This is a genomic window from Pontiella sulfatireligans (assembly GCF_900890705.1).
In the GTDB taxonomy this organism is placed as follows: Bacteria; Verrucomicrobiota; Kiritimatiellia; order Kiritimatiellales; family Pontiellaceae; genus Pontiella; species Pontiella sulfatireligans.
On sequence record NZ_CAAHFH010000002.1, the window covers coordinates 14,955 to 40,581 of the forward strand.

Below are 25,627 nucleotides of genomic sequence, written 5' to 3' on the forward strand. Positions count from 1 at the left end.
GCGTGTGGCGCCATAAAAGGAAGGTTAAAACCGAGGCCACTATTCCTCAGTCTTTGAGAGAGAAACCTAATCAGATGGCCGCACCGTTTTTTCATAGATCTCGGGACTAACCCCGAAGGTGCGCTTAAAGACTCGGGAAAAATGGTATGGATCGGGAAAGCCGACGGCATCCGCGACCTGCTTAATCAACATGGTCGGGTTGGATAGCATCATGTCCGCAGCCCTCCTCATTTTTAGACGGACAAGCAACTTGTTCGGCGACTCCTCCCCATATTGTTTAAAAAGCCGGCACAGATATGTTTTGTCGAGATGGCAGTTTTGCGCAATCTGCTCAAGGCGCCATATGTCAGCGTAGTTCTGTTCGACATACTCGCGAACCCGCAAATATTTTTGCCACGCAGGAGAGCGCGATACCTTCTGCAAAACAGCCGACTCATCGACGTACAGAACGATCTGCTTTAATTGCAGAAGACAAATCTCGTGTCGATGACACCCCTCGTTACCGCCCATCCACAACAAGTTCCTAAACATGTTGTCGACGCGATAGGGATGCGTGACATGCAGCGGAGCTTTTGATATCCGGAGTGACTTGACTAGGTCAACCAACTTGTGGCCAGCAAAAACTACATAGTGCTTAATAAGAGGGTTGTCCGGATTGGAAATGATTTTATGAGGGATGCGCGGCCCGTAGAAAAAAATAGTTCCAGCATGCAACGGCTGTTCTTTTTCGTGCAGCATTAACGTCCCTTCCCCAGCCTCTATGTATTCAATCACATAGAATTTGAAGTCATTGCGCTCGACCCTATACTTCTCCCCGCAATGCTCGTAGCCGCCGCCGATCACCGTAGCCCCGCTGTCCTCTGGCGGAATCAAATTTATATCGTAATATTCCGCAATCCGATTGTCATAGTTGCACTCAAACGATTTTCTAGTCATTCTCGTAGTCCCTTCCCCGCATGCCGTCTGTCAAAACCTTCCGACCACCTCGATCATTTAAGCCTGAATTCAAGGTCGCCTGTAAATAAAAATGCCCAATTTGAAAACTGGGTGCTTCATGCAAGAATGAACCGTTCTTCAATTCACCACAAACGAGTAAAGGAACAATAGCATGGAGCAGAAGAAAGGCAACACCCCATCACGCAAGGGCAAGCACTTGAACAGGAACGAACGTATTATAATGGCTCTTCCGCCGAATCATTGGGCAATGCAGTTTCATTTCACCGCAGATGGACACGGATGAGCGCGGATATGGGGCGAATCCATAAAATGGCGGGCATTCTTGGCTCGGGATATCTTGATACGATAAATGCGGGCCTATTTAGATCGGGATGCATCTTTAATTTGCTTGTTTATCCGTGTCCATCTGCGTTCATCCGCGGTTATGAATCCCGGTTGAAACCCATATATGCTACGGACGAAGCTTATTTGTTTTCATAGCTGCTCCCGATTACTCCTGCAGATTAGCTCAAAATCAGTTTTCTTCGCTGGATTTCGCGATGACTCCATCCGTAATCCGTTTTTCAGCCAGCCAGGCCCTGACCTGGCCGGCCATGGCGGTGGCCCGTTCCGGGTGTCGGGACAGCAAATTTCTCTTTTCATTGGGATCCGCATCGATGTTGAACAGCTCCACCGGAATCCCCTGTCGGGAAAGCATTTTCCATTTGCCGGACCGCACGACTTCGGTGGCGTAGGGCTTGGGTTTCGGATAGTGCCGCTGGATTTGTTTATATAAATCCAACTGCCAGAAAACCGTCCCGCGCTGCGCCCAGTCCGGAGCGGCCCCGCCGGTCATGTGCGGCAGCAGGCTCGTTCCATCCACCGACAGATCCCCGGGCAGCGCAACACCCGCCACTTCGCAGAGGGTCGGCAGTAGATCTATCGTGCTTCCAAACGCGTCGGTTTCGCGACCCGCGGGAATTTTCCCGGGCCAGCGGACGAACATCGGCACGCGTGTTCCGCCATCGTGCAGGTCGGTTTTTCCGCCTTTCAGCTCGCCGATATTCCCTTCATACGCCGCTCCGTTGTCGCTGGTGAACAGCACCAGCGTGTTGGTGGCGAGGCCGAACTCATCAAGTTTGGCGAGGATCTGCCCCACCTTGGCATCCATGTGCCGCACCATGGAGCGGAAACAGTGCTGGTCTTCGCTAATGCCATCCGCCGCCGTTTCCGACCAATACGGTTCCGGTGCGGGCTCATAAGGCGCATGCGGAACCAGCCACCACAGGTTCAGGAAAAACGGCTTATTCGCCGCCGCGCATTCCTCGATCCTCTGAAGAGCGAAGTCCCCGTTGGCCTCGGTCAGATGTTTGGGATAATACGGATCATCGGCCCCGACCCGCTGATCATTGCGCAACAGAACGGTGCCGCCCTTCCGGTAGATCGTCCGTCCCTTGCCCATTGCTGTGCGCAGGGGCTGCTGCTCGATCTGGGTTTGATAGGTTTCAAAGCCGTGCTGGCGCGGGCCGGGCTGATCGGTCAACCGACGACCGCTCTCGTCGACGTGCAACCCGCCCAAATGCCATTTTCCGACATGGATCGTCGTATAGCCGGCATCCCGCAGCACCTCGGCGACCGTGGTTGCGGCTTCTGGGAGGAAGCCGTCGATATCGTTGAAGTGGCGGGTAATATTGAACCGCAGCGGATAGCGCCCGGTCAGAACCGAGGCGCGCGTGGGTGTGCATACCGCCGAGGCCGAATAGAAATGGGTAAACGTTGTTCCCTGCTTCGCCAGCCGGTCGAGATTCGGCGTTTGGACGGCGGTGCCGCCAAAGCAGGATAAGTCGCGATACCCTAAATCATCCGCCAGCATCAATAGGATATTCGGCTGCGCTTCCGGAGAGGCGGCAAGCCCCATCTGAACCGAAAGGAAGCCGAGTGCCACCAGCGATAGTATTCGTTTTTTCATGTTGGTTACGCCACTCCAACCAGCTCGCTGGCAGACGGTTTCCGGTGCGCTACTCTGGACATCGACCGGCGCTTCGGCCTTTTCAATGACGATGCCGCCGACCAAACGGCGGGCTTCAACCATCGCATCGGCACGAACCATGTATTCGCCCGCATCGAGGGTTTTCCGGCCACGCACCGACTCTTTTTCAATCGCCACAGCCAGCAGACGTTCCGCCAGCACTGCATCGGCTTTCTCCGCTTCCGTGCCGCCTGCCTGTAGTTTTTTGGCTTTCTTCAGAATCAGCCGACTCTGCATATCAACCACCTCACCAAGCGTTTCCGCAGCATCGGAGTCGAGACCTTCAAAATCCACGCCGCCGACCAGATGGTGTGCGGTGAGCAGATTTTCGTAGCAGTAGGCATAGTTGAACGGGTGGATGATGTGCGGCGCATGCGGCAGCGTGGGCGGCCACTGGCCATCGGAGTTGTAGCTGTTAGTGAGATGATACCAAATGCGTTCGGAGACCAATACCGGCAGATCGGCTTCGATCAAATTGAGTTTTTCGCGGATCAAATCCTGCCACGGGCGGAGCATGCGAGCCATCGGGGTTGAGGCCCAGGTGCTGGCGCGCGCGCCGTGCCATGCGGCATCGTCGTCCCAGGTGATCGGCTGCGTGTTCGGCGCTAATTTGCAGGCTTCGGCAAACGTGATGAATTCGCCACGCTCCTTCACGGCCGTGACCAGCGCGATGAGTTTTTCCTGCGCGTCCGGCACCTTTTCAAATACGCGATCGGGCTCATTTTGGTATTTGAGCCGGAACCAGCCGTTGGTTCCAATGTATTCCGCATCGTCAGCAAAAATCACAAGCGCACCTTCGCCCTGTCCCTCCCGGTCGCCGCTGTAGCGATCGATGGTTTTCAGATAGTCTTCGTGGGAATAGCCTTCCATACCCATGAAATAGCGGACCGCATACTGGCAAACACGGTCGGAGCGCAGAAACACCCGTAGCTCATCCTCCCCTAAATCGTGAACATGATTAAAGGGATAATGCAACGCATAGTCGTCCGCAGGCAGGTCGTATTTGAAATCGAAATTATAGAAGTTTTTCTCTTTGGTGGCTTCTTTCGCATAAATCTCCGGACGCTGCGGACCGCCGTTCGGACCGTTTTCGCAACGGCTGTAGGATTCAAAGTCGCCGGCGAGATATTTGTAGCCTGCATTTTTGATCATGCGGGGAACATAATCACGCCAACCGCATTCCGGATTCCAGAAACTTACCGGTCGCATGCCCAGCACTTCATCATAGATCCGATGCGAAAATTCCAGCGACCATGCACAGTCTTTTTCAGGAAAGTTCGGCAGCATCGGATGCGCGTACGGTGAACCCATGAATTCACAGGAGCCGTCCGCGATGGCTGCTTTCAGCTTTTCCACCACAGCGGGCGCATATTTCTCCATCATCTCAACCGTGTATCCGCTCGCCTCAAACACATACTTTGTGCCCGGGAACTGTTTCCGCATCGTGTCGATAGTCATTTCGTACGCTTCGCGGATAACAAATTCATAGTTGTCCGGCGTAAGATACGCGTAGTTCAGGTTTGCGTGATAGATCATTACATATTTCATATTTTCTCCTGCGTGAACATTTAACGGACTACGGCTGGCTTTCGTTTCGAATCCAAATCAGCCGGCAACCCAAATCATTGATGACTACATCTCCATGTATTCTTCTGAACATCGCCTTCAAAATCGATCTGGAACATGTGCCGGCCATGTGGAAAGAGCACTTCCTCAAACACCAGGTCGAGCATGCCCTTGTTGCGCGGCTTCCGGAGGACCCGGTCGCCGCAACGCAATACACATTGCACATTTTCACCAAACATGTCGGACTGGACATCCTCGAGTCACACCATGTAGAGCCCTTCCGAAACAACCTCGACCGGCCAGCCGGAAGGAACGGCGTCTTGATCCTTCTCTCATAAGTACAGAGTGGCGCGCATGGCTTTGACCCGGTCGGGCATCGTGGCCGCGGTTGTTTTTTCGCCGGAATCATTCAGCAGGTCGTACAACTCGTTTCCGTTCGCCGGCTTGTCGCGCTCTTCCCGCACAATGCAAAAACAACAGGAATCCTGATGCTTTCATTCGATTATTCCCCTTTGACCTTTTGAAGAATGATCTTGAGCGACTCGACTTTTTCCGGGAACCGATCAGCGCGGTTGTATTTTTCCTGAGGATCTTCTTGCAAGTGGTAGAGCTCGCCCGACATTCCGATTTTCTTCCACTCATAGGGGGTTGTAATCCAGTCCGTGATCCGCCCCGGCTCGATGTATTTCCACCCATCTTGAATAATCGTCAGTCCGCCGATCCCCGCCTCCACGAAAACCGCGCGCCCGTCCGGCTTCTTTCCGAGCAGCGCCCCGAGATGGCTTTCGCTGTCGCGGCACTCTCCCTCCGGAATCCTGACACCGAGCATGGCCGCAAACGATGCCGCAAAGTCCATCTGGACCACCAGCGCATCCGACGTCGTGCCAGCACCAATCATCTTCGGCCAGCGGACAAGAAACGGCACACGAGTTGCCCCTTCATAGCGGGAGGCCTTACCGCCGCGATAATCACCATTCGGCCGGTGGTCACCGACCTTTTCAACCGCCTGGTCCTGATAGCCGTCATCCAGAACCGGCCCGTTGTCGCCGGTGAAAATCACCAGTGTATCATCTGCCAGATTCAGCTCATCGAGTTTGTTCAGCAACTGCCCGACGCACCAGTCCAGTTGAACAATGGCATCCCCTCGCAACCCCATGGAACTCTGCCCACGGAATCGCGGATTAGGGCAGCGAGGGACATGAATATCGCCAGAGGCAAAATAGAGGAAGAAAGGTTCGTTCCTATACTGGTCAATAAAGGCACATGCTTTTTCGCTTAGCACATCAGCGATATTCTCGTCCTTCCACAGCGCACTTTTTCCGCCGCTCATATAGCCGATGCGGGAAATCCCGTTCACAATGGTCTGGTCGTGTCCATGCGACGGATGCTGTTTGAGCAGATCCGGCCGTTCACTGCCGATCGGATACTCACGCAGCGGTTCATCATAACTGACGCTCACCGGGTCGGCCGGATCCAGTTTGTAGATGCGGTGGTTGTCCAAAAAAACACAGGGAGTTCGATCCAATGTAGCCGGAATGATGAAGGAGCTGTCAAATCCGATTTCCAGCGGGCCGGGCTTAATATCTCCATTCCAGTCCAGATTTCCGTCACCAAGGCCGAGATGCCACTTGCCAACCACGCCGGTCGCATAACCGGCCCGCTTCATCACATCAGCCAGCGTGAATGTTCCCGGCTTGATCAACGCCGGAGCGTCTCCCTGCAGAATCTGCGCGCGGTCATTGCGGAATGAATACTCCCCCGTCAGCAGACTGTAACGCGAAGGCGTGCAGGTCGATGCGGCACAATGCCCGTTCGGAAACGAAAGGCCTTCTCTGGCAATGCGGTCAATATTCGGCGTTTTCACTCCGGTGGCACCTTGGCAGCTGATATCTCCATAGCCGACGTCATCGGTATAGATCAGCAGGATATTGGGCCGGGTCGAACTCGGCGAGCGACCTGCGCCGGCATGCAGTGCGAGTACGGCCCCGAATACGATCAATACAGTTATCAAGTTGGTTTGTTTCATCGATTGATCCCTTTGTTAATTGAAGAAAATATAGAGGCCGATCATCAGAACAATGAGGATGCCCCACGCCGTCCAGACTCCGGCACTGACTTTGCCGCTCGCGCGGTAGGTGTCGGCCAACGACGGCAGCGGACTGACCTCCCCCTCCGTCTGCGTCAACAGGGAAACAATGATCATGAAGAGGCAGAGCCCTGCAAAAATCAGGAAGGACAAAAACAGGAAGTGCGGCCAAGCCTCTTCAGAAGGCCAATGCATGAGATAGCATAAGCCGATGCCAAGACTGGCCACGGTTCCAAAGGTCAGCACCGCATTCGCACCCGTGGAAGTCGCGCGCTTCCACAGCACGCCAACCAGGAACACGGCACTCAGCGGGGGAGCCAGGAACCCCAAAATGGCCTGGAAAAGACTGAAGAGATCGAGCCCCTGCAGCTTCGCGATGCCCAGCCCGAGAAAAATGGAGATGAAGGAGCCGACCACCGTGACGATCCGTCCGATGTAAATGGTTTCTTTCGTACTCGCTTCGGGCCGGAAGCGCTTCTGATAGACATCCAACGTAAACACCGTGCCGAGCGCGTTGAGGGCCGAGGCAATGGTGCTTATCAGCGCGGCCATCAGCACGGTCATAATCAGCCCAATCAAACCATGGGGAAGCAATTCGCTCACCAGGGTCATGTAGGCTTCATCCGGGTTTCCTAGGTTTGGAAACAAGATCAGACAGATGACCCCCGGCAAAAAGAATATGAACATATCGAGAATTTTCAAATAGCCGCAGGTCGCCGTACCAAGCCGTCCGTGCTTCAGGCTTTTCGCGGCGAGCACCGACTGCACCATGGACTGGTCGGTGCACCAGAACCAGATGCCCAGCACGGGATAGCCGAGCAGAATCGCGTAAAACGGGTAATCCGGATTATCCGCCGGAAGAAACAGCTTCCAATATCCTTCCGGAACACCTTCATAGATGGCCGTCACTCCTCCGGCTTTGATCACACCGAACACCACGAGCGTCAATGATGCAATAATCAGCAACGACATCTGGAACACGTTGGTGTGCGCCACGGTTTTCAGCCCGCCGGTCAGGGTGAAGAAGGCCGATATCGCCACCAGCGCCGTAATGGATACCCACAGAGGCCAGTTCATGATCTGGGTGACAAGAATGCCGCCCGCGTAGAGCGTCATGCCCAGCCAGGAGACCAGAATGGTTACCAGTGAATACCACGCGAGCAACTCGCGCGAATGCTGGTTAAAACGTGTACCGATGAATTCCGGCAACGTGCTGGTTTTCGCCTGCAGGTAGTACGGCGCAAAAACAAACGCCAGCAGAAACAGGAAAACAAAGGCATACCACGAAAAGTTGGCCGCCACGATCCCGGTGGTGTAGCCGATGCTGCAGGAAGCGATCAGCATCGAGGGCCCTACATTGGTTCCCCACATTGTCAAACCGATGCTGGTGGCCCCCAGTGAATGCTGCGCAAGAAACAGATTTTCGTTGTGTTTCTGCCGATAACTTACCCAAGAGCCAATCCCGATAAGCACGATCAGATAAATACCCATCACCAGAAAGTCGATGCCGTTCAAAAGTTTATAGATTTCCACGTTTCAGATCCTTCCATGGTTAAAAAATCACCCAGCCCAGAACTTAGTCAACGGCCAGTTTTTTGATGTCCTTGTACTCCGGTTCCAAGCCGGCCTGAGCCTTGATTTCCGGATACATGGTTTTATCAAACGGGGTAATCTGAATTGCGCCGGGCTGATGGAAGAACATACGCTCAACATTCGACGAGGCCGCCCAGTAGTTTTTATCGAAAGTGATCCCGCCGCTGTGCTCATCGAGATAGTAGCATTTGGTGGATACCTTGCCGGCCCACTCCGATTTATTGATCCCGGTAACATAGTTCCGTGAGATCAGGGTGCCGGGCATTTCAGAAAGGGTATAGATCCCTGCACCGTCGTTAAACAACTTCATGGGCTGATCAATCAGGTTCCAGCGAATCATGTTGTCCCGCATGGCATTCGGCTCCGCCGTCCAACCCCAGCCCACGCTGATTCCGCTGTAGGAAAGGTTTCTCAATTCATTGTGATCAATCTCGACCGCGGTCGGATAACCGCAGAGAAGACCAACGCTGCCGCCATACTCAAAGCCGACCGAATAGATATAGTTGTTGCGGATGCGGTCGCCGACACACCGATCGCGTTTGTCTGCCGGCTGATAGGGCGTATGAATCTCGACATCGGGGCCCGAGAGGCGCGCATGAGAGATGGCTGAACCGGAAATATCATAAAATACGTTGCCGACGACATCGTTGTTGAGCGATCCGTAGTGAATGTCGAGCCCGACCGCTCCGAGCTTCTTGAAAACATTCCTCTTAAACACCAGATTTTCCACACAGGCTGCATACACCGCTGCCGGCGGACGACCGACATACTGCACATCATCCTGCGTCGGCTCTATACTGTACTGACCGGCCTGCACGTTAAGATAACCCTGATGGCTCGGCAGCGTCCAGTTCGAGTGCATAAAGGTCAATCCTTCAAAACCAAGATGACGCACCGGCTCGTCCAGAGTTCCCTGAATCCGAAACAGGGTTTCGAGATTCGGAACAATCACTTCTGCACATGCCATGTTTTCGCCGTCTCGTGGAAGGTATGCACACACCCCTTCCTTCCGGCTCAGACTCCATTCGCCGGGCACATCGATAAACTCGCGTGCATTTTCATAATGGAACGCCTGCTCCGGCTTTCTCTTCGGATGCATGCGCTTAAAGACCAGATCCCGCTCCGGACTATTGACCGTCAACACAAAATCCGGCCCGGCCTTGGCGAACGATTCCAAACGCATTACGGCAATACTCCACTGCATTTGGATATAAATCTCGACTTCGTCAAAATTCCGCCATTCTTGCAGACTTCCGGCCGGAAGCAGTATCGTCCGGTTTTCATCATTCCAGCGGTTCACCCGGAGATAACCGGAATTCGGATGACGGGAGCGCGGCGCTCTTGTGCCGTTCACATAAAGCTGGCGGAAATCCAGGTCGCCCACCGGCGCTTCCCACATTGCGGTTCCGTTTTTTTTCCATCCCGTCAGCTGCCGGCCGCCGCTGATGACCGGAACCTCGCCGGAAAAAGCGCGGTACGTAACGGGATGTTGCTCGGTTCCGGAATCACGTGCGTCAAACACGACGGTTTGTTCTAATAGATAGGTTCCCCCCCGCAAGGTCACCACGGTTTCGCCCGGTATGCTCTTATCGATCAGGCGCACAGCCTGCTGAGCGCGCACGATGGTCTTGAAAGGGGCATCCCTTGTCCCCGCACTTTCGTCCGCTCCTTCGGGGCAAACATACAGTTCCATGCCTGACGCCAACTGCGCGGCAGCGGCACACACCCAAATTATAATCCAGTTCAGCTTCAATTTACTCTCCTTTTACAACGGTTACAGATTGTTTTCCGAAAGCATCGGCAGACGGCTCGTTGGTGATGTTCTTGAGGCCATCGACCTCGCCCGATTCCCCGACAACCGAAATCCCGGCATGGATCCATGCAGGGCAAATAAGATTCGCTGTCTGCCGCACTTCATAGCTGAGTCCGCTGTCGGGATCGGTTTTTTCCTGCGTGGATAACTACCTTCTTCATGTGCTATTTGCCTCGCGTTGACTTCTCATCTATTCTGCCTCGGAAAAGCATACTGAACACCGCTCCGATCGGTAACCAATAAATCATATAACCCTCATGTTAGAAATGGCTGATATTGATCTCTTGATGGACGATATTGTACTAATAAGGAAAAAAAGTGGCTTGGGGATTTTAGACCACGAGTTAAGCATGATTTTAACGTATGGCTCCATAAATTAAAGGACAGTAGACATTAAAAAGATGACGAAAAGGGGCTCTTCTCGGACGTGCGTTAGAGTCTCTTTCTCGGAGATCGATTCGGCAGATCGCAGATCGTCAAGTGAAGGTATTTTCTGTCGTGGCAGCCGCAGGCCTGAGGCACATCGCGCTTCGACCAGCCCATCACATACAACTCGCCATCCATTTCGCCGCGGGTCAGCACGGGCTTCCCCTGTTTCCTGGCTTCAGATTCCAGAACTTTAAATTTAGAGAGCCGCCCAACATTATCGCTGACGGGACAGCCATGGCTGAACATGCCGTGCCTCAGCGCAATGACACTCATGTTATCAAACATCCAAGAGATTTCCGCCCAGACGCCCAGCCCAATCGTTCAAATCATCAATGGCAAACAAACAACACGTTATAGCCCTTGCTCTTCAACTGCTTTGCCAACGCAGCCCCTGCGGTTGACACGGCCAGGGTGGTTAGAAAAAACTGCGTCGTGTCATGATGGCTACAATTGGGCTTAAAACAGGATCTTACATTACATACGAAACAATGGTTCCGAGACTACTTCCCATTCCCGGCATTGAATGCCATAACAGCCTCGAAGGCGGCTTTCTGGATGAGGGTTTTGGTGGCGTCGTCAAAGACGACTTTGGCGTCGCCGCCGTCTGGATCTTTCCCCTCGCCTTTTCCTTTGGGGTTGGTTTCGGTGACCGTGTTAAACGTGAACCCTTCGGTGCTTTTCTTGAAAAAGGAGGCATAGAACATATTGGCGGCGAGGAAGGCGGAAGTTTGATTCGGATGCATGTCATTAACGTAACGGAATTTCAGACCGGTTCCGTTTTGTTGGATATTTTTTATTCCCAGCGCGACGGGCACCACGCAATGCGGCTTGATGCGTTCGGTCAACTGCTGGATGGTTTTCATCTCCATCTCAGTTTGAGCTAATTCAAGCGGTTCGGTGACCGGCTCCTGATTCTGCGCATGGGGAGCCGTGACGTAGAGGATCACCTTGATGCCTTCCTGCTCGGCCAGCTTTGCCCATTTCTGCGCATATTCCGCGTAGCCCGCATCCACATCGGCTACGACATCCTTCCAGCTTTGCAGCACGAGGTAGTCCCACTTGACCCGCTCGTTGTTTTTGATGCGCTGGCTCAGCTTCTTCTGGTTCTTCACTGCACTTTTAAGATTCTTCTGGATGATCGACCAGCCCACGGGTTTGAGCCCCGTCTTTTCCCAATAGGTATTATAGAACGCTGGAGAGGTTCCCGCCGCCAGCATGGTCTCAATGGCGGAGGCTTTTTCCTCGACCTCGGGAATCGCAATGGTGTTGAGGCGAACCATAGTTTCGGAAAAATAGAGATCGTGATGCCGGAACATATCCTGCCCGCCGTAAACGATCCGCTCAACGTTCACCGTCAAATCAGGCTGCCCCTCCTCGAACACCTGCTTCACCAGCTGCGGCAGATCGTGCCGGAAGGTAAAGCTGTTGCCCATGAACAGCATATTGATCTCTTTGGCTTCCACCGTACCGAGCACAGTCAGCATCACCACAACCGTCGAAGCAACTCTCTTAAACCGCATATCCATCACCTTTTAAAATTCAACGCAAAGACACAAAGCCGCAAAGTTCAGCAGAGGAGGCTTTGCGGTTCTTGGCGTTCTCCGCGCCTTTGCGTTGAAGAAAAAGCGTCATTGGGCGGAGAACTTCACAAACAGCACGCCATGTGGGCTGAGCTTAACCGTCTGGCCAAAGGCTTTTTCGCCGCCTCCCCGAAGTCCGAGGACCGTATAATCAGCGCTGTCGAGGCCCAAGATTTCAGGAGTCAGCTCAAATTCGGACTTTTCATCAGACCGATTAAACACGCCGATCCAGCCCGTACCCGCAACGCCCTTCTTCTCAGCCTTCCAAGTTTCGAGTCTGTCCTTTTCAAGCATCAACGATCCCATCACGCCGTTCTGGTTGCAGGCGAGCATTTCAGGATCAGTGATGAGTAAAAGCGAAAAGTCGTCGAGCGTCGGCAGGTCGCCGCCCATCATCAACGGGGATGCGGCCAGCGCACGCATCGTGATGTAGGTTTTCATCTGCGGCTTCGTCAGCATGCACTGACGTTGCACGCCCTTGCCGGCCAGCGCGATGTCTCCCTTGTCCATTACCGTCTTTTTTGGATTGGTGCTCGGCGGTGACATGACCTGCAACTGGCCGAACGGAATCATATCCATATCGATCCAAAAGCCCGGTTGTTCCTTGCCCTGCCACTTGCGCCATGCATCAAAGCACTCGTCAATGTAATGCTGCTCGTCCCACACATCGTGCGTGACCCGCAGCATGTTGCCCTTGCGGAAAAGTTCGAGCGCATTCGGATCAACATCCCCGCCCGGCGAAAGACTCAGCACAATCGGCTTGCCGGTTTTTGCAATCGCCTTGGCAACGGCCTCGACTTCGTCCGGATGCGGCACAATGTCGTCGTATTTGATGAGATCAACGCCCAGATCAGCGATATGCTGGATCAGCCCGTCGTACCATTCCTGTGCGCCCGGCTTGGTCATATCGACGCCATAACAATAGGAGCACCACTTGCAATTTTCCTTCGGGTCGGTATTGGCGATATCACGCGCCGTATAGGGAGTGCCCTTGATCGGCAGGTTTTGCTCATAGGCCTTGCGCGGAATCCCGCGCATCAGGTGGACGCCGAATTTAAGCCCCAGCTCATGGGCGCGGTCGGCAATCGGCTTGAGCCCGTTCGGAAAATAAACTTCCGATGGCATAAAGTGACCATATTCATTGATGCGGATATCGTGCGCATGCTTTTCCGCCGGAAAGATCGTTCCTTCCTGCAACGCATATTCACCAAACCAGCCGTTATCGATTACAAAGAACTCATAGCCGTGCGGTTTGAGCTTCACCGCCATCGCTTCAAGATTGGCATAGGCCGCCTCTTCATGCAGATAAACGCCATAACTGTCAAAGCTGTTCCAGCCCATCGGCGGAGTCGGAGCCAGCAAGGCCTTTGGACGGTTCCCCATGCCCAGCGCGCTAATTGCGGCAAACATTAATACAAATGAGACAGTGCGAATCTTCATGATATTCCCCCAAGATGGTTGCGTAGTTTACTACTCATGTATACGCCGGAGCGAACCGCTTCTAAACAGCGTTCGTCATTAAAGGCGTACAATTCGGACAAACGACAGAACGGCATTCGAACCCTTGGACTGGAAAATAATGTCGTGCTCCATGCCCTGGGCGGAAAAGACCGCCTGATCAATAAAGAAGGTGGCGGTTTTCAGTTTTCCGGTATCCGTCCGTTTAAAGGTGCGAGTTACCGAGCCGCGCTTGGTGCGAACGCCGAGTTCAACCTCTCCCTTACCGATATCGAAATAGCTTACCTTGATCGCCACATCGGTTGGCTTTCCGCCGCACCAGCGGTCGTCAACCGCAAGGCCGATGCGTTTGCCGGAACGGGCGACATAATCATAGGTCATTCCCTCTTCCACCATCCACATTTTCACCGGATGTTCGATCCGCATGGCGGGTTTGGTTTCAAATCCTTCGGAGTCGCGCTGGTAGAGCCAGCGCTCAAAGTTTTTCACTGCCCCATGCTTACGGATTTGGCTTTCCCGCAACGCGCACCAGATATCGGGCGAATCCTCGACCGTACGGCCGAGGCTTTGCCCCACCCAGACCAGCTGCTCCGGCATCAACGAAAACTGATTATAGAGCACATAGTTGCAACGCATCTGCAGCAGGCGCAGGTTCGAGGTAAAGTAGCGGTAGGAAAAACTTTCGGTTGTGGTGCCGAAACGGCAGTCGCGTGCGGGCGTTGCCCACGCCTCTTCATATTCCTCATTTTCCTCGCCATGGAACGGATTGGTGCGCAACAGCTCCGCCGATTCGTCCATCCACAAATAACCGTTTTCATCCAGTGTCTGCCCGATCCCCTCGTCGGGAATATGATAGAGATACATTTCTACAAAGCCGCGCCGGATGCCAAAACCCTGCTCCAGCCCATATTGCGAAACACCGCCCATGAAGACCTTGTTTTCCACCCCTTTGAACGCACGCGCCCAGGCATCGAGCCGTTCAATCACATGAGGTACGGTGTCGGCATCTACGCCATGCGGTCCGATGCCCTCGTCGCCGTTGGAAGGAGAGGCGTACCCAACAAACGCACCCTTCAGCGGTTCCATCTGCGGGATGCCGCTTTGGCCCAGGGCCTCTATCAGCCGCATATAGCGACTGTGAAACTCAGGATGCGAAACTTCATAATTCACCATCTTCGAATCGGCCTTGTATTCCGTTCGAATGGGCACCCCCTTTTGTGCCATCCAATCCGGCGCAAAGGTGGTAGCCGAGCAGAGCAGCCGTAATACAACGGAATAGCCAAGCGCATCGGCCTCCTCAATCCGCTGACGGAGCGTCGCAAACTCATACTGCCCCTCCACCGGCTCGATCTGCTTCCATTTAATCCACAAAGCGATCGTCGGATTGACCGGCAGATTCAGCGGCTGGATCAGCTTGTCCAGCGACCGGTTTAGATTGGAGGTGCGCTGAATGGCCAGAAGTCCGTTCTCTGCGGGCTTTACGTCCGGAGGAAGCGACCAATCCCAACCGTCGGTCACATCGTCGGCTGCGCGCCATTCCTGCGGACGAATGTCCGAAAGCGGCACCTTTTTATATTCGGGCCAGTACGGATACGCTTTCGAGGGTGCCGCGCTCACAAAAAGCGCAAGCCCAACTCCAATGAGGACCAGCCAGCCCACTCCTTTTATTTTCCGATGATTCATAACTATATGTACGATCTAAAACTGTGATTCTACACAGCAGTCAATGACTAATACAACGTCAGCTAATGCCCGCATTTCACCACCCGCTTCGCTAGAGGCACGGAGACGGTGCGGATCAAATTCATTTGCCGCGAGAGAGCGCAAGAAACACAAAAGGAAACTGCTCTTCCATCCATTGGAATACCTATCTTGTTCATCCTGTAATCCCGTCAAAATTCATTCCAACCTTTGGAACCCAGAACCCCGGAGCTAAAACCCCCCGAGCAAAGCGACGGATAATTTACGAACCGTGCTGAAAGCATGGTTCAAATGACGTTTTAGACGGAGCGGTCGCTTCGGTTCAATAACACCAATACCGCAAGCTCCGTGTAGGTTTGGGTAGACAAGATGGTCTTGGCAAACGAAACATCGGAAACAACACTCTGCAAAGCAGCTTCCTTTACAGTAATTCCCGGTGCCCCGTTTTATCCGACCCAACTCGTTTCAAGCGCCCGGCTTCCTGTAATTTTTTTATGGCACGCGCAACGGTCCGAATATCCTTCTCCATTTGCGCGGCCATATCTTTCCGTGTGATGAATTTATTCTGCTGAACCAAAACCAATATCGCATCCGGCGTCTTCATCCCGCCAATATTTACAGGGGCGTTTACAGAGGCGATTACAGGGGCGTTTTTCAGCAAGGCATCCTCAATCGCTCCGAGCATAAATCCGATGAACCGTCCGTTATCGGTCAGGTGTATTTCTTGACCGGGAAGCGGGGTGCCTTTCATCGCATAAACCGAGGCGGTATTGCGTCCGACGGCGAAGGTTGCGTCCTGACCCTGTTCGAAGTTCTGATAAAAGATCAGCCCGTCCAGGACTCCTTCTGACGAACCAAACACAACCGAGGCACACAGGAGGAGTGTCCCCGCTACAACGTCCGCCCGACGATCAGTCTTTCGTCCAAGCGGTGATGGCCAAAATGAGCGGAATGACCTTGCTGTTTTTAGTTCTGATCTCAATCGAGACCACCCCGTCAGCTACATCATCGTTTTTCCAGTCCATGATCCAGATGAACCGATACGGCCGGCCACGCATCTCCGAAACCGTCGGGGTTACAATAACCGGCTTAGCCGCGTGGTTATTTTGCATGGGAACCCGCCGCCAATCATCCACATGCTCGCCCTGCACGACAGGAACCACCTCGACTCGTCCGCTCGCGTAGCGAATAACATAGTCCCATCCGGTCTCACCAAACAAACTCGTCTGCAGCCAGGTTGCGGCATGGGTAAAATAGAGCTTGCGGATTTTTTTATTCACCGAAATCACCACCGAATCCACGCCCAGCCCGGAGGAGGTGGAGCTCAACGCGATCACGGATTTCCCCCCGTTTTGATCCGGATCAATAATGTTAATCGGCACGCTATATTCCTTGCGCAACCCGTATTCAATGCCGAGCAAACAGTTGCCCGCATCGGCGTCGACCCAGCCGCCTTTGCCGTCACCCGCCGTCTCATCCGCGCAGCTTGCATTGCAAAACGGACGCAAATCGATCTGGAGCCAATCCTTCCCTTGGATTTCCGGAGCAAAGGGGAATAGCTTGACCGAAGAGAGCAGCGTCAGAACCGGATCGGTTATTTCGACAGCCAGCGCCCCTAATGAGGCTTTATCATACTGCATGGAGAGAAATGCGGCTTCGAGCCGCCCCGCAGCATCCGCGCCTTTCACGGTAATATACTGAGGCAGAGTTGACAGACACAGGGGCCCTTCCACCGGATTGCTCATTAGATCACAAGCAGAACCCGTCTCCTGCAGAAGATCCATCTGCACGGGAATAGTCTTTCCGTCCGGCACTTCGGCCCAGAGAAGCGCAGTGCTCTGTGTCGGCCCCTGATAGATAAAGCCCCAGATTTTCTCATCGCGCTGAAGCCGCTTATAAAAGGTCTTATCCCCCACATTCAGCTTGTGGAACGCTGCGGCGATCAGCGTGGGTTTCGGAACATGCATCTCGGGTTCCGGCCCCCACTCCATCAGATTGAAGTCATAATAGGCGCGGGAGGGCCACTTGGAATGCATCCGCTTGTTTCCGCGCATAAAGTAGAGGTAGGTCTGCGTAACGCCCTCGCTCTGATAAATACTCAAGAGCTTAACCATCGCCGCCGCGGCTCTGCGATATTCCGATTGTTTAGGAGAACGCACCTTCATCGGCGGCAGTTCCGGAAGATCCAAATCACGATAAAACGAGGCGGACCAGACCCCCCCTTCCGTCACACTTAAAGGACGTTCTTCCCCAAACTGGTTCATCAATTTTTTAAACTCATGAACCTCGTCAATATTCCCCATCACTTCGTCGAGATTTTTAAGGTATCGGTGAAAGGAGAGCTCATCACAATACTCCATCACATTGTTTTCTATAACCTCTCCGGAATCACCATCGAGGGTCGCCCAGTGCAATCCGCCACCACCGACAACAATCGCATCGGGATCATTCGCCTTGATAATCGGATAGGCCCGTTTACACAGCTCAATATATTCCGCCATACTGCCACGCCAGAAAAAATCATGATCCGGTTCGTTCCAAAGTTCCCAGCATTTCACCCGGTCTGCGGAATGGATGACGATGTCGCGAACGAAATCCTCCCACATCTTCCAATCGGAAGGAGGCGAAGACATCAGGAAATCCGATCCCCTGTCCTGCCCCGCTTCGCGGGCTGCCCAGCCGGGGGTTTTCTCCAAACAAACCATCATGCCGACATTAAATTTATCCGCCAGGTCGAATCCGGCGTCAAACCGGGAGTAATCGTAATCCCCCTGAGACTTTTCGATATCAAGCCAGCGGTGTTGCCCCACGAGGTCGTGCCCGCGGATATTGGAAATTCCCAGTTTCTGAAGAACGTCGAGTTCGTATTCCGTGCAGTCGGTATGAATTCCGTAAAAGCTGTCCAAATCCTTCTCCGTCAGGGTCATCTCGGGCGACAGGACGGCGAAAATCACAACATCTTTCCCGTACTCCCGACCTTGATACTCGTAGGTGTAGCGGATCTTCGCAGAACCGAACAGATTCGGAATCGGGAACGATTTTTTGATTCCGCCTTTTGCGCCCTTGGACAGCGTCAGGGGAGCATCATAGGAGGCCACGGTTGCTTCGTGAAAATTCTGAACAACTATTTTTCCGGGAAGAATCAGTTCCTGACCGGACTCATTCGAAACGGGAATTTTCACCTCAAGGGCTTCCCCTTTATAATACAATCCGTTCGGGTGGGACTGATAGCCCAGCTCAATTTTCAGCGGCCCCGACGACCGTTCTTTATTCGCCTCTTGCTTCGCAATCAAGACGTCTGAATCCAGCGGCTTTTCATACAGGGTTTGGATCTCTTCGGGAGTCAGCATCCGGTTCCATATCCCGACTTCATCATAAACTCCGGGAAAACTCTTCCCGTATTTTTGATAGGCATACTTAGCTCCGATGGTAATCGGGCGACTGGCATTCGGCGGCATTTTGTTCAGGACATCCTCGTCAAACTCAATCTCGTCAATCAGCTTCCCGTTGAAATAGAGCACTTTTTTCATAGTGCGCTGATCCCAGGAAAAAGCAATGTGGACCCAATCCTCTGTTTCAAGCAGCGGGACCGACGGAGCCATATTCTGTGATTTCGTTGCCAGACTGAATGTTCGAAAAAAAAGCCTGCCCCGCTCCAGCACAACTCCGTAATGAACCATGCAGATCAGCTCATAGCGCACGGAGCGATCCACCGCAAGCGGTTTAACCCAAAAGGAAACCGTCCCTTTTTCGTACGCAAAGTTTCCGGCAATCGGATAATCAACCGGAGAGAAATCATCAGCAGAATTGACCACCAATCCTTTTCCGTAGAGACCGTCGGCAATATGGATTTCCTGACCGGGAAGCGGGGTGCCTTTCATCGCATAAACCGAGGCGGTATTGCGTCCGACGGCGAAGGTTGCGTCCTGACCCTGTTCGAAGTTCTGATAAAAGGTCAGCCCGTCCAATACGCCCTCCGAGGATCCCAAAACCGACCCGGCGGCCAATAGCGCCATCGACCAAAATATGCGAATGTTCATCTTCATCTATTATTCCTTATTAATGACAATATACCCACTGACAAGTTTAACCGCATATCCACTTATCGGAGGGCAATCACTTTTAAATTTGTCTTTCCCCGAACCCCTTTTTTATCCTCAACCACAAACCAGCTCAACCTCATCTTAATTTAATCGCTTAAATGGAATCGCATCTCGCTTATTTCATTTTATCCCTTATGGTGCTTCGGTTGTGTAGCATATAATAATTTTCAAGAGAGGTTGGTGCGGTCATCATGGGTCATTATAGAAAAAATATTTGCGCGGTCTTTCTAACAACCTGTGCTGCGGGAATCCTTACAGCATCGGCAACGGACTATTATGTGTCCGCCCTAAATGGAAATGACACATCGAATGCAGGCAGCCTGAATTCACCTTTTAAAACCATTTCCAAAGCGGCGGCAGTGATGCCCTCCGGAAGCCGCTGCTTCATCCGAGAAGGAATCTATCGCGAAACCGTCACCGTACAGCAAGATCAACTCTATTTTGGCGCCTTTTCGAATGAGCAGGTGGTGGTGAGCGGCTGCGATCTGGTAACGACTCCCTGGATCTCCTATTCCGGGCAGATAGAACAAACCACACAAACCAACAAGGTTCTACAGCTGTTTGCCAACGGCCGGCGAATGAATCTGGCGCGCTATCCGAATGAAGATGCGGAACAGAACATGTTCTCGACTTATGAATGGGCGGCGTCAGAAACCATTGGGATCAGTAAGGGGGGGGCCGGGTTGGCTCAGGTGGTCTTTTCCGATATACCGAACCAACCCGTCGATTACTGGGTCGGAGGATATTACACCGGGAAAAACGGTCCGAACTCGTTCACCGCCGCTGTAGGAGATATTATCAGCTCATCGGAAACGTCGATTCAAATTGAAAACCTGGCATACTGGTCTCGAAACAACCTAGAGGCGGACTCGGGGATAGGCGAGGGATCCGGCTACATTATCAACCACATCAACGCACTCGACTCCGCCGGAGAATGGTACTGGAACAATTCGACTCTCTACTATTCCCCAGATCAAGGGATAAACCTTGCTCTGGCCGCAATCGAAGCGCGAACCCGTCTGCTGGGATTTGTCCTGGACTCTAAAAAAAACATCACCTTGGAAAACATCCAGTTCCATGCGGCATCCCTTTCCATGGAGGAAGCAACGGACTGCCTGCTCACCCGGTGTTCGTTCCGGTACCCGGCCCCTTGGAGCAACTATTCCTATTCAACAGGACATGATTACGGCGGACCCGACGATGGCTCCTGTGGAATTTTCGTCTCCGGGGAAAACAATCTGATTGCGAATGCCTATATTGCCCATAGCTGGGGATCCGGACTGCGTATAACCGGTACAAATAATGCAATCGAAGACTCCGTTATTGAAGATATCGACTGGTGCGGGCGGCGAATGAGCGGCGTGCAGCTGCTGGGAATAAGCAACCGGGTCACCGGGTGTACCATCCGCGAATGCGGTCGAGAAGGAATTGACGGAGGGCAAGCAAAAGTCGGATTTGAACAATATGGCCGGTATCATAAAGTTAAGTACAACCGAATTGAAAACATAGGCTATCTGGCAACCGACTGCGGCGGGTTTTACATCAACTTAAAAGGGCTCTACCCCGCTGATCTTGAAATTGCCTACAATGAGATCCTGCATAATCATGGTGGACTGTATGCTGGCGGGATTTACATGGATGACGGCACCGCCAACGTGTCGATTCACCACAATCTAATCATCGGTCCGCAACAACGCGGCATTGTCATGAACGATGGACAACGCTTAAACAGCGACAATGCGATCATCGCCAACAACACCATTTGGGATATGTCCCACTACGGCGTCAAAGCGGGAGGCATTTACGCCTATAACCCCACCAACATCTATGTCGCCAATAATCTGGTTGAGCCCAATCTGTTCCTGTTCAGCACGGTCATTCAGAGCAACAACGTGCTGAATCCATCGTCTGCCCAGTTTGCGGATGCAACCCGCGATGATTTCCACTTGATCCCCAACTCGATCTATGAAAATTCCGGCGTCGAAATACCCGGCATTACCGACGGATTCGGCGGGAGCGCCCCCGATCAGGGCGCCTATGAAACCGGCCAGGACTGGACGGCCGGATCGACCCAGACGATCCCTCCAGAACACACCGGTGTTGACACCGATGGCGACGGCGTCGCCGATATCATAGAAATCATTCTGGGCACGAACCCGGTCAATCCGGATTCAAACAGCGATGGAACGCCTGACAGCGTGGACTATCAGGACGCAGGCGCAGTAACCCTGCATCTGAACGCGCTCATAACAACCAATCTGAACCTTCAGTTCGAAACAAAAACCAACTGGTACCATTCCGTTCAATATACGGATGATTTGTTGAGTGAAACGTGGAATACGATTGCTTTCAATATTGCGGGATCCGGCGAAATCCGGCAGATCGACGTGAAGGCATCAACGCCGGGCCGGTTTTTCAGAATCAACTCTGGACTGCTTGCCAACGCGCAAGATCTCATTTTTTATGATGGATTTGACCACTACTCTCCGGCGCCGGCGAGTGGAACCCTTTTTAACAGCATAACCAGCAGTTGGATCGCCAATAGCAACCTCCGGCTTTACACAACAGAAGCGACTGAAACTGCGGCCGAGTCAGAACACTATTTTGTTCAATTCATGGGAGCAACGGGCGGAGGGAGCATGTCCTGCACCGTTCCGACCGACGCGGGATCCTCCTACGAAATTCGCGTCGCGCTTGCAATGGTGGCCGGTAGCCAGCCACCTCCTCAATTGCAGATCGACATCACCGGCTCTCAAGAACAAACCACCTCTGTAACCGCGCCGCCGGACCAGTGGCAATACGCGCTCTACACCTTTACCGCAACCGCCGCAGAAACCACCGTCACCTTTACCGAACCCAATATCAACACCGCAGCTCAAGCCGTCCGGCTTGACTCTGTCCGCATTTACAAAATGGCCAACTAGATAAATTTTGGCTTAATTTGGGCTCCTCGTATATTTTTATATAGGATGAGGGCTTTTCGCAGATTAAGGGTCTACAGCGAGTTTTTCAACGAATGCAGGAAAAGCAACGAATCAAATGGGTTGAAAACGTTGCCACATCTCTGAAAACGGGGATTAATCATGGAAAGAGCACTGGCCGGCGCACCTCATCGCAACGAGCCAACATACCGAAACATTCGTTGCTTTTCCTACATTCGTTGCCGATGGCTTTCCGATTCGCGGGACTGAGGTATCCGAAACCGCCAGCCTAACCATAAAAATTTACGTAGAACCAAAAAACCTGCATTTATCGGCGGCACAAACTCTCTCGGAACCCAGCGATTTTGCGAATTCCTCGTTAATCAGTCCAAGGGCTCCGGTTCGTAGTCGGACGGGTTTACCCAGCCGGTTTTTTTGGGGGTAAATTCACCGGCCATGAAGCGTTCGTAGAAATTCCAGCCGTGCGGCTGGGAATAACCGTAGGTATCGAACACGGCGCCGTTGCCGGACATGCGCGGGTCGGCCTGGGCCTTGAGCTGCGTTTCCATTCGCTCCTTCATTTCGCGCTTCAGCGTTCCGGCCTTTTCGCTCTGCGCCAGGTTGTCCATGCACTCGCGGTCGTTGGCAATATTGAACAGCTCTTCGGCCACCGTACGTTTGCCAAACGACATGTCCCAAAATTTGGTATCTTTGCCCTCCCGACGCATCGTCAGGATTTGGGTTTTGGTGGGCGATCCGTCGCAGTCGAGATAGCCCAGTTCCGGGTTGCCGGTCGGCCAGCGGTCGAGTTCATAGTTGTAGAGATACAGATGATCCTTGCCGACGATCCCGCGGATGGGGTAGCCGGCATTACCGGGGCGGCTGTAGTCGTGGCGTTCCTTTCCGATCAGCACAAAATCACGTTTTGAATTTACCTGCCCATCCTTTTCCGAATTAAAGATATCGGTCAGGCTGATGCCGGGCGACGTCGCCATGCCCGACGTTGCAAATGGAATGCCGGCCACATCGAGAAAGGTTGGCGCAAAGTCGATAAAGCTGACCATATCATCGACGGTGCGCCCCGGATTCCGGATCCCTTTCGGCCACATCACGGCCAACGGCATGTGGTTGGAAAACTCATATTCCTGCGCCTTGCAACGCGGGAACGGCATCCCGTTGTCGGCCGTCATTAAAACGATCGTGTTTTCCAGCAGACCGCGCTTTTCCAATGATCGGATCATCAGGCCGAGATGCTTATCGGCATGCTCGATTTCATAGGCATAGTCGAGCATGTCGTTGCGGATGATCTCGTTGTCCGGCCAAAAGTCCGGCACCTTGTCGATGGAGGCCGTCAGCTTTCCCGCCTTGGCTCCGCTGCCGTATTCATAGCGGCGGTGCGGCTCGCGCGCGCCATACCAGAAAAACCACGGTTGCCCTTCAGTGTTTTCCAGAAACGCATTAAAGTTAGCGGCATAATCCTCGCCGGACATCCCCTTGGCCGGCGGCTTTGCTTTGATGTCCACCCAAGAGGTTCCGATCATCTCGCGCTTTTGGCCGTCGATCATTCCGGGATTGCCCGGTCCCCAGCCTTTGCCGGTTTTTCCCGTTAAGTATCCGTTTTCTTTCAGCACCTCTGGAAAGGTCTTGAACTTCGCGGGAAAATTGACGACGTGGTTCGCCGCTTCTTCGAGCTGCCACGAATTCCGCCCGGTCAAAATGCTCGACCGCGACGGCGCGCATTTAGCATTCGGCGTGTAGGCATTGCGGAAAAGAATGCCCTCGTCCGCCAACCGATCAAACGCCGGCGTCTCCACCCAGTCGCAACCATACGCACCCATATGCATCCACGTTGCATCGTCCATGATGCAAAACAGAATATTCGGACGTTCCATTGCCTGTACACCCCCCGCGCAGATAGCGAGAGCTCCAATCAATACATTCTTCCAACCATTTCTCATATGTACTCCAGATTCAGTTTTTCGGGGATTCGGGTTCGCGCTGAGTCGGAACCAAAACCTTCAGGCGTTCCTTGATCTGTTCATATTCCGGGTTGTTCACCTGATTGTGCCACTCCATCGGATCATTCTGGTGGTCATACAGCTCTTCCGTTCCCTTTTCGGTGAAAACAATATAACTGTATCGCCCGTCATAAATCCGATGTCCGCCATAGTTGTAATCCGAAAGCGTCGGCGTATTCCACTGCATGTCCGGGTTGTGCAGCAACTTCACAAAACTGCGCCCGTCATTTTCAGGATTTTTCGGCAGGCCGCACAGATCGATCAGCGTTGGATACATATCAATCAGATTCACAACGCCATCACATCGTTTGTTCTTCGGCGTCACTCCCGGCACTTTAACCATCAGAGGCACGCGACAGGATTCCTGCCATAACATGGTTTTCCCGTATCGTTGCTTTTCGCCCAAATGCCAGCCGTGGTCGCCCCACAGCATGACGATGGTGTTGTTGGCATATTTACTCTGTTCCAATCCATCGAGCAGCACACCGACACAATCATCCAGAAACGTGATGGTCGCGAGGTAGGCCCGAACCGCCTCCTTATGCCGACCCGCTTTTTCCACCCGAAGCCAGGTTCCGTTCGGTTTAGCAGGTTTCCCGTATTTGTTAAGAATATCCTCAAGATCGTTGGGGATGGTTTTGTGCAGTTCGATCTCATCCAGCGGATACATATCGAAATACTTCTGCGGCACATACCAGGGCAGATGCGGTTTGGATAGGCCAATCGCCATGAAGAACGGCTTCTCGAAGTCCCGCGTGTTAAGCTGCTCCGCCGCCCATTCGGCCGTGATATAATCCTTCATCTTCGTTTCGTCATTGCCAACCGTTGAGCCCCAGTCAAAACCTTTCGCATGATAGGATGTATCACCGGGCTCAGCCGGCAAACCACAAACCGGCCGTTCCTTGCTAATGGGGCCGACACCCCCTTTATCCTGGACCCATTCATCAAAGGCCCATTGGCCCTGATCCCCCATCTCTTCGCCAGGCCAGGGATGGCGATGAAATATTTTTCCGCGCGAAAGGGCATGATAACCATGCGTGCTGAAATATTGAGGCAGCGTCAGCAGATCCTTCGCTTTCGGGGCGTTCCGCAGATTGGTCGTGTTTCCATACACGCCGGTTTTGTGCGGATACTTTCCCGTCAGCAGCGAAGATCTCGATGGACCACACACGGTAGACGACGCGTGTGCGTCAAACATCACCATCCCGCCCTCGGCATTAAACTTATCCAAACTCGGTGTCTGCACCTGTGGATTCCCGCCGAAGCAGCCGACCCAGTCGTTCAAATCGTCAATCGCGACAAACAACACATTCGGCTTTTCAGCCGCACCGGCCAGCCCGGCGACCAGCATCAATAGGACGGAAATATATTTCACTTTCATAAAAACTCCAGGC

The 25,627-nt window shown here is 53.1% G+C and carries 15 protein-coding genes; 1 reads left to right on the forward strand and 14 read right to left on the reverse strand.

Annotation, left to right across the window (positions count from 1 at the left end; translation table 11 throughout):
• Positions 1-66: 66 nt before the first annotated feature.
• From SCARR_RS13340 to SCARR_RS13395, 12 genes are all read right to left on the reverse strand, one after another.
• On the reverse strand, positions 67-936 hold the full coding sequence (locus tag SCARR_RS13340) for a helix-turn-helix transcriptional regulator (protein WP_136062186.1): 870 nt from the start codon (positions 934-936) through the stop codon (positions 67-69).
• A gap of 535 nt (positions 937-1,471) precedes the next feature.
• The gene (locus tag SCARR_RS13345; protein WP_136062187.1) at positions 1,472-4,513 is read right to left on the reverse strand and encodes a sulfatase-like hydrolase/transferase; all 3,042 of its coding nucleotides are present in this window, start codon (positions 4,511-4,513) and stop codon (positions 1,472-1,474) included.
• Between the two features lie 74 nt (positions 4,514-4,587).
• The gene (locus tag SCARR_RS13350; RefSeq protein ID WP_136062188.1) at positions 4,588-4,770 is read right to left on the reverse strand and encodes a hypothetical protein; all 183 of its coding nucleotides are present in this window, start codon (positions 4,768-4,770) and stop codon (positions 4,588-4,590) included.
• 263 nt (positions 4,771-5,033) lie between these two features.
• The gene (locus tag SCARR_RS13355; protein WP_136062189.1) at positions 5,034-6,557 is read right to left on the reverse strand and encodes a sulfatase family protein; all 1,524 of its coding nucleotides are present in this window, start codon (positions 6,555-6,557) and stop codon (positions 5,034-5,036) included.
• A 15-nt stretch (positions 6,558-6,572) separates the two neighbouring features.
• Positions 6,573-8,108, reverse strand: a complete 1,536-nt coding sequence (locus SCARR_RS13360) for a sodium:solute symporter family transporter (protein WP_136064595.1) — start codon at positions 8,106-8,108, stop codon at positions 6,573-6,575.
• A gap of 85 nt (positions 8,109-8,193) precedes the next feature.
• Positions 8,194-9,963: a right-handed parallel beta-helix repeat-containing protein gene (locus SCARR_RS13365; protein ID WP_136062190.1), complete on the reverse strand. Its 1,770-nt coding sequence runs from the start codon at positions 9,961-9,963 to the stop codon at positions 8,194-8,196.
• A 492-nt stretch (positions 9,964-10,455) separates the two neighbouring features.
• A complete protein-coding gene (locus tag SCARR_RS13370) occupies positions 10,456-10,737 on the reverse strand; it encodes a hypothetical protein (protein ID WP_136062191.1) in 282 nt (93 codons plus the stop codon).
• Between the two features lie 215 nt (positions 10,738-10,952).
• Entirely contained in the window at positions 10,953-11,972 is a 1,020-nt protein-coding gene (locus SCARR_RS13375; protein WP_136062192.1) for a DUF4886 domain-containing protein, read from the reverse strand.
• Between the two features lie 108 nt (positions 11,973-12,080).
• Positions 12,081-13,472, reverse strand: a complete 1,392-nt coding sequence (locus SCARR_RS13380; RefSeq protein WP_136062193.1) for a glycoside hydrolase family 27 protein — start codon at positions 13,470-13,472, stop codon at positions 12,081-12,083.
• Positions 13,473-13,550: 78 nt separating this feature from the next.
• Positions 13,551-15,173, reverse strand: a complete 1,623-nt coding sequence (locus SCARR_RS13385) for a beta-galactosidase (protein ID WP_136062194.1) — start codon at positions 15,171-15,173, stop codon at positions 13,551-13,553.
• Between the two features lie 439 nt (positions 15,174-15,612).
• Positions 15,613-16,173, reverse strand: a complete 561-nt coding sequence (locus SCARR_RS13390) for a hypothetical protein (RefSeq protein WP_136062195.1) — start codon at positions 16,171-16,173, stop codon at positions 15,613-15,615.
• Positions 16,103-19,237: a LamG-like jellyroll fold domain-containing protein gene (locus tag SCARR_RS13395; protein WP_136062196.1), complete on the reverse strand. Its 3,135-nt coding sequence runs from the start codon at positions 19,235-19,237 to the stop codon at positions 16,103-16,105. Before SCARR_RS13395 ends, SCARR_RS13390 begins: the two co-directional genes overlap by 71 nt.
• Before the next feature lie 248 nt (positions 19,238-19,485).
• Here SCARR_RS13395 and SCARR_RS13400 point away from each other — a divergent pair, with 248 nt between their 5' ends.
• Positions 19,486-22,218, forward strand: a complete 2,733-nt coding sequence (locus tag SCARR_RS13400) for a right-handed parallel beta-helix repeat-containing protein (protein ID WP_136062197.1) — start codon at positions 19,486-19,488, stop codon at positions 22,216-22,218.
• 380 nt (positions 22,219-22,598) lie between these two features.
• Here the strand turns inward: SCARR_RS13400 and SCARR_RS13405 are convergent, their stop codons facing one another.
• Together SCARR_RS13405 and SCARR_RS13410 are read right to left on the reverse strand one after the other, a co-directional pair.
• On the reverse strand, positions 22,599-24,173 hold the full coding sequence (locus tag SCARR_RS13405; RefSeq protein ID WP_136062198.1) for a sulfatase family protein: 1,575 nt from the start codon (positions 24,171-24,173) through the stop codon (positions 22,599-22,601).
• Between the two features lie 13 nt (positions 24,174-24,186).
• Positions 24,187-25,614: a sulfatase gene (locus tag SCARR_RS13410; protein ID WP_136062199.1), complete on the reverse strand. Its 1,428-nt coding sequence runs from the start codon at positions 25,612-25,614 to the stop codon at positions 24,187-24,189.
• Between the last annotated feature and the right edge of the window lie 13 nt (positions 25,615-25,627).

What these genes read in the sequence shown, in the direction of transcription:
- SCARR_RS13340 (WP_136062186.1), bottom strand. Translation starts at nt 936, where the DNA reads ATGACTAGAAAATCGTTTGAGTGCAACTATGACAATCGGATTGCGGAA.
- SCARR_RS13345 (WP_136062187.1), bottom strand. Translation starts at nt 4,513, where the DNA reads ATGAAATATGTAATGATCTATCACGCAAACCTGAACTACGCGTATCTT.
- SCARR_RS13350 (WP_136062188.1), bottom strand. Translation starts at nt 4,770, where the DNA reads ATGTTTGGTGAAAATGTGCAATGTGTATTGCGTTGCGGCGACCGGGTC.
- SCARR_RS13355 (WP_136062189.1), bottom strand. Translation starts at nt 6,557, where the DNA reads ATGAAACAAACCAACTTGATAACTGTATTGATCGTATTCGGGGCCGTA.
- SCARR_RS13360 (WP_136064595.1), bottom strand. Translation starts at nt 8,108, where the DNA reads ATGGGTATTTATCTGATCGTGCTTATCGGGATTGGCTCTTGGGTAAGT.
- SCARR_RS13370 (WP_136062191.1), bottom strand. Translation starts at nt 10,737, where the DNA reads ATGTTTGATAACATGAGTGTCATTGCGCTGAGGCACGGCATGTTCAGC.
- SCARR_RS13375 (WP_136062192.1), bottom strand. Translation starts at nt 11,972, where the DNA reads ATGCGGTTTAAGAGAGTTGCTTCGACGGTTGTGGTGATGCTGACTGTG.
- SCARR_RS13380 (WP_136062193.1), bottom strand. Translation starts at nt 13,472, where the DNA reads ATGAAGATTCGCACTGTCTCATTTGTATTAATGTTTGCCGCAATTAGC.
- SCARR_RS13385 (WP_136062194.1), bottom strand. Translation starts at nt 15,173, where the DNA reads ATGAATCATCGGAAAATAAAAGGAGTGGGCTGGCTGGTCCTCATTGGA.
- SCARR_RS13395 (WP_136062196.1), bottom strand. Translation starts at nt 19,237, where the DNA reads ATGAAGATGAACATTCGCATATTTTGGTCGATGGCGCTATTGGCCGCC.
- SCARR_RS13400 (WP_136062197.1), top strand. Translation starts at nt 19,486, where the DNA reads ATGGGTCATTATAGAAAAAATATTTGCGCGGTCTTTCTAACAACCTGT.
- SCARR_RS13405 (WP_136062198.1), bottom strand. Translation starts at nt 24,173, where the DNA reads ATGAGAAATGGTTGGAAGAATGTATTGATTGGAGCTCTCGCTATCTGC.
- SCARR_RS13410 (WP_136062199.1), bottom strand. Translation starts at nt 25,614, where the DNA reads ATGAAAGTGAAATATATTTCCGTCCTATTGATGCTGGTCGCCGGGCTG.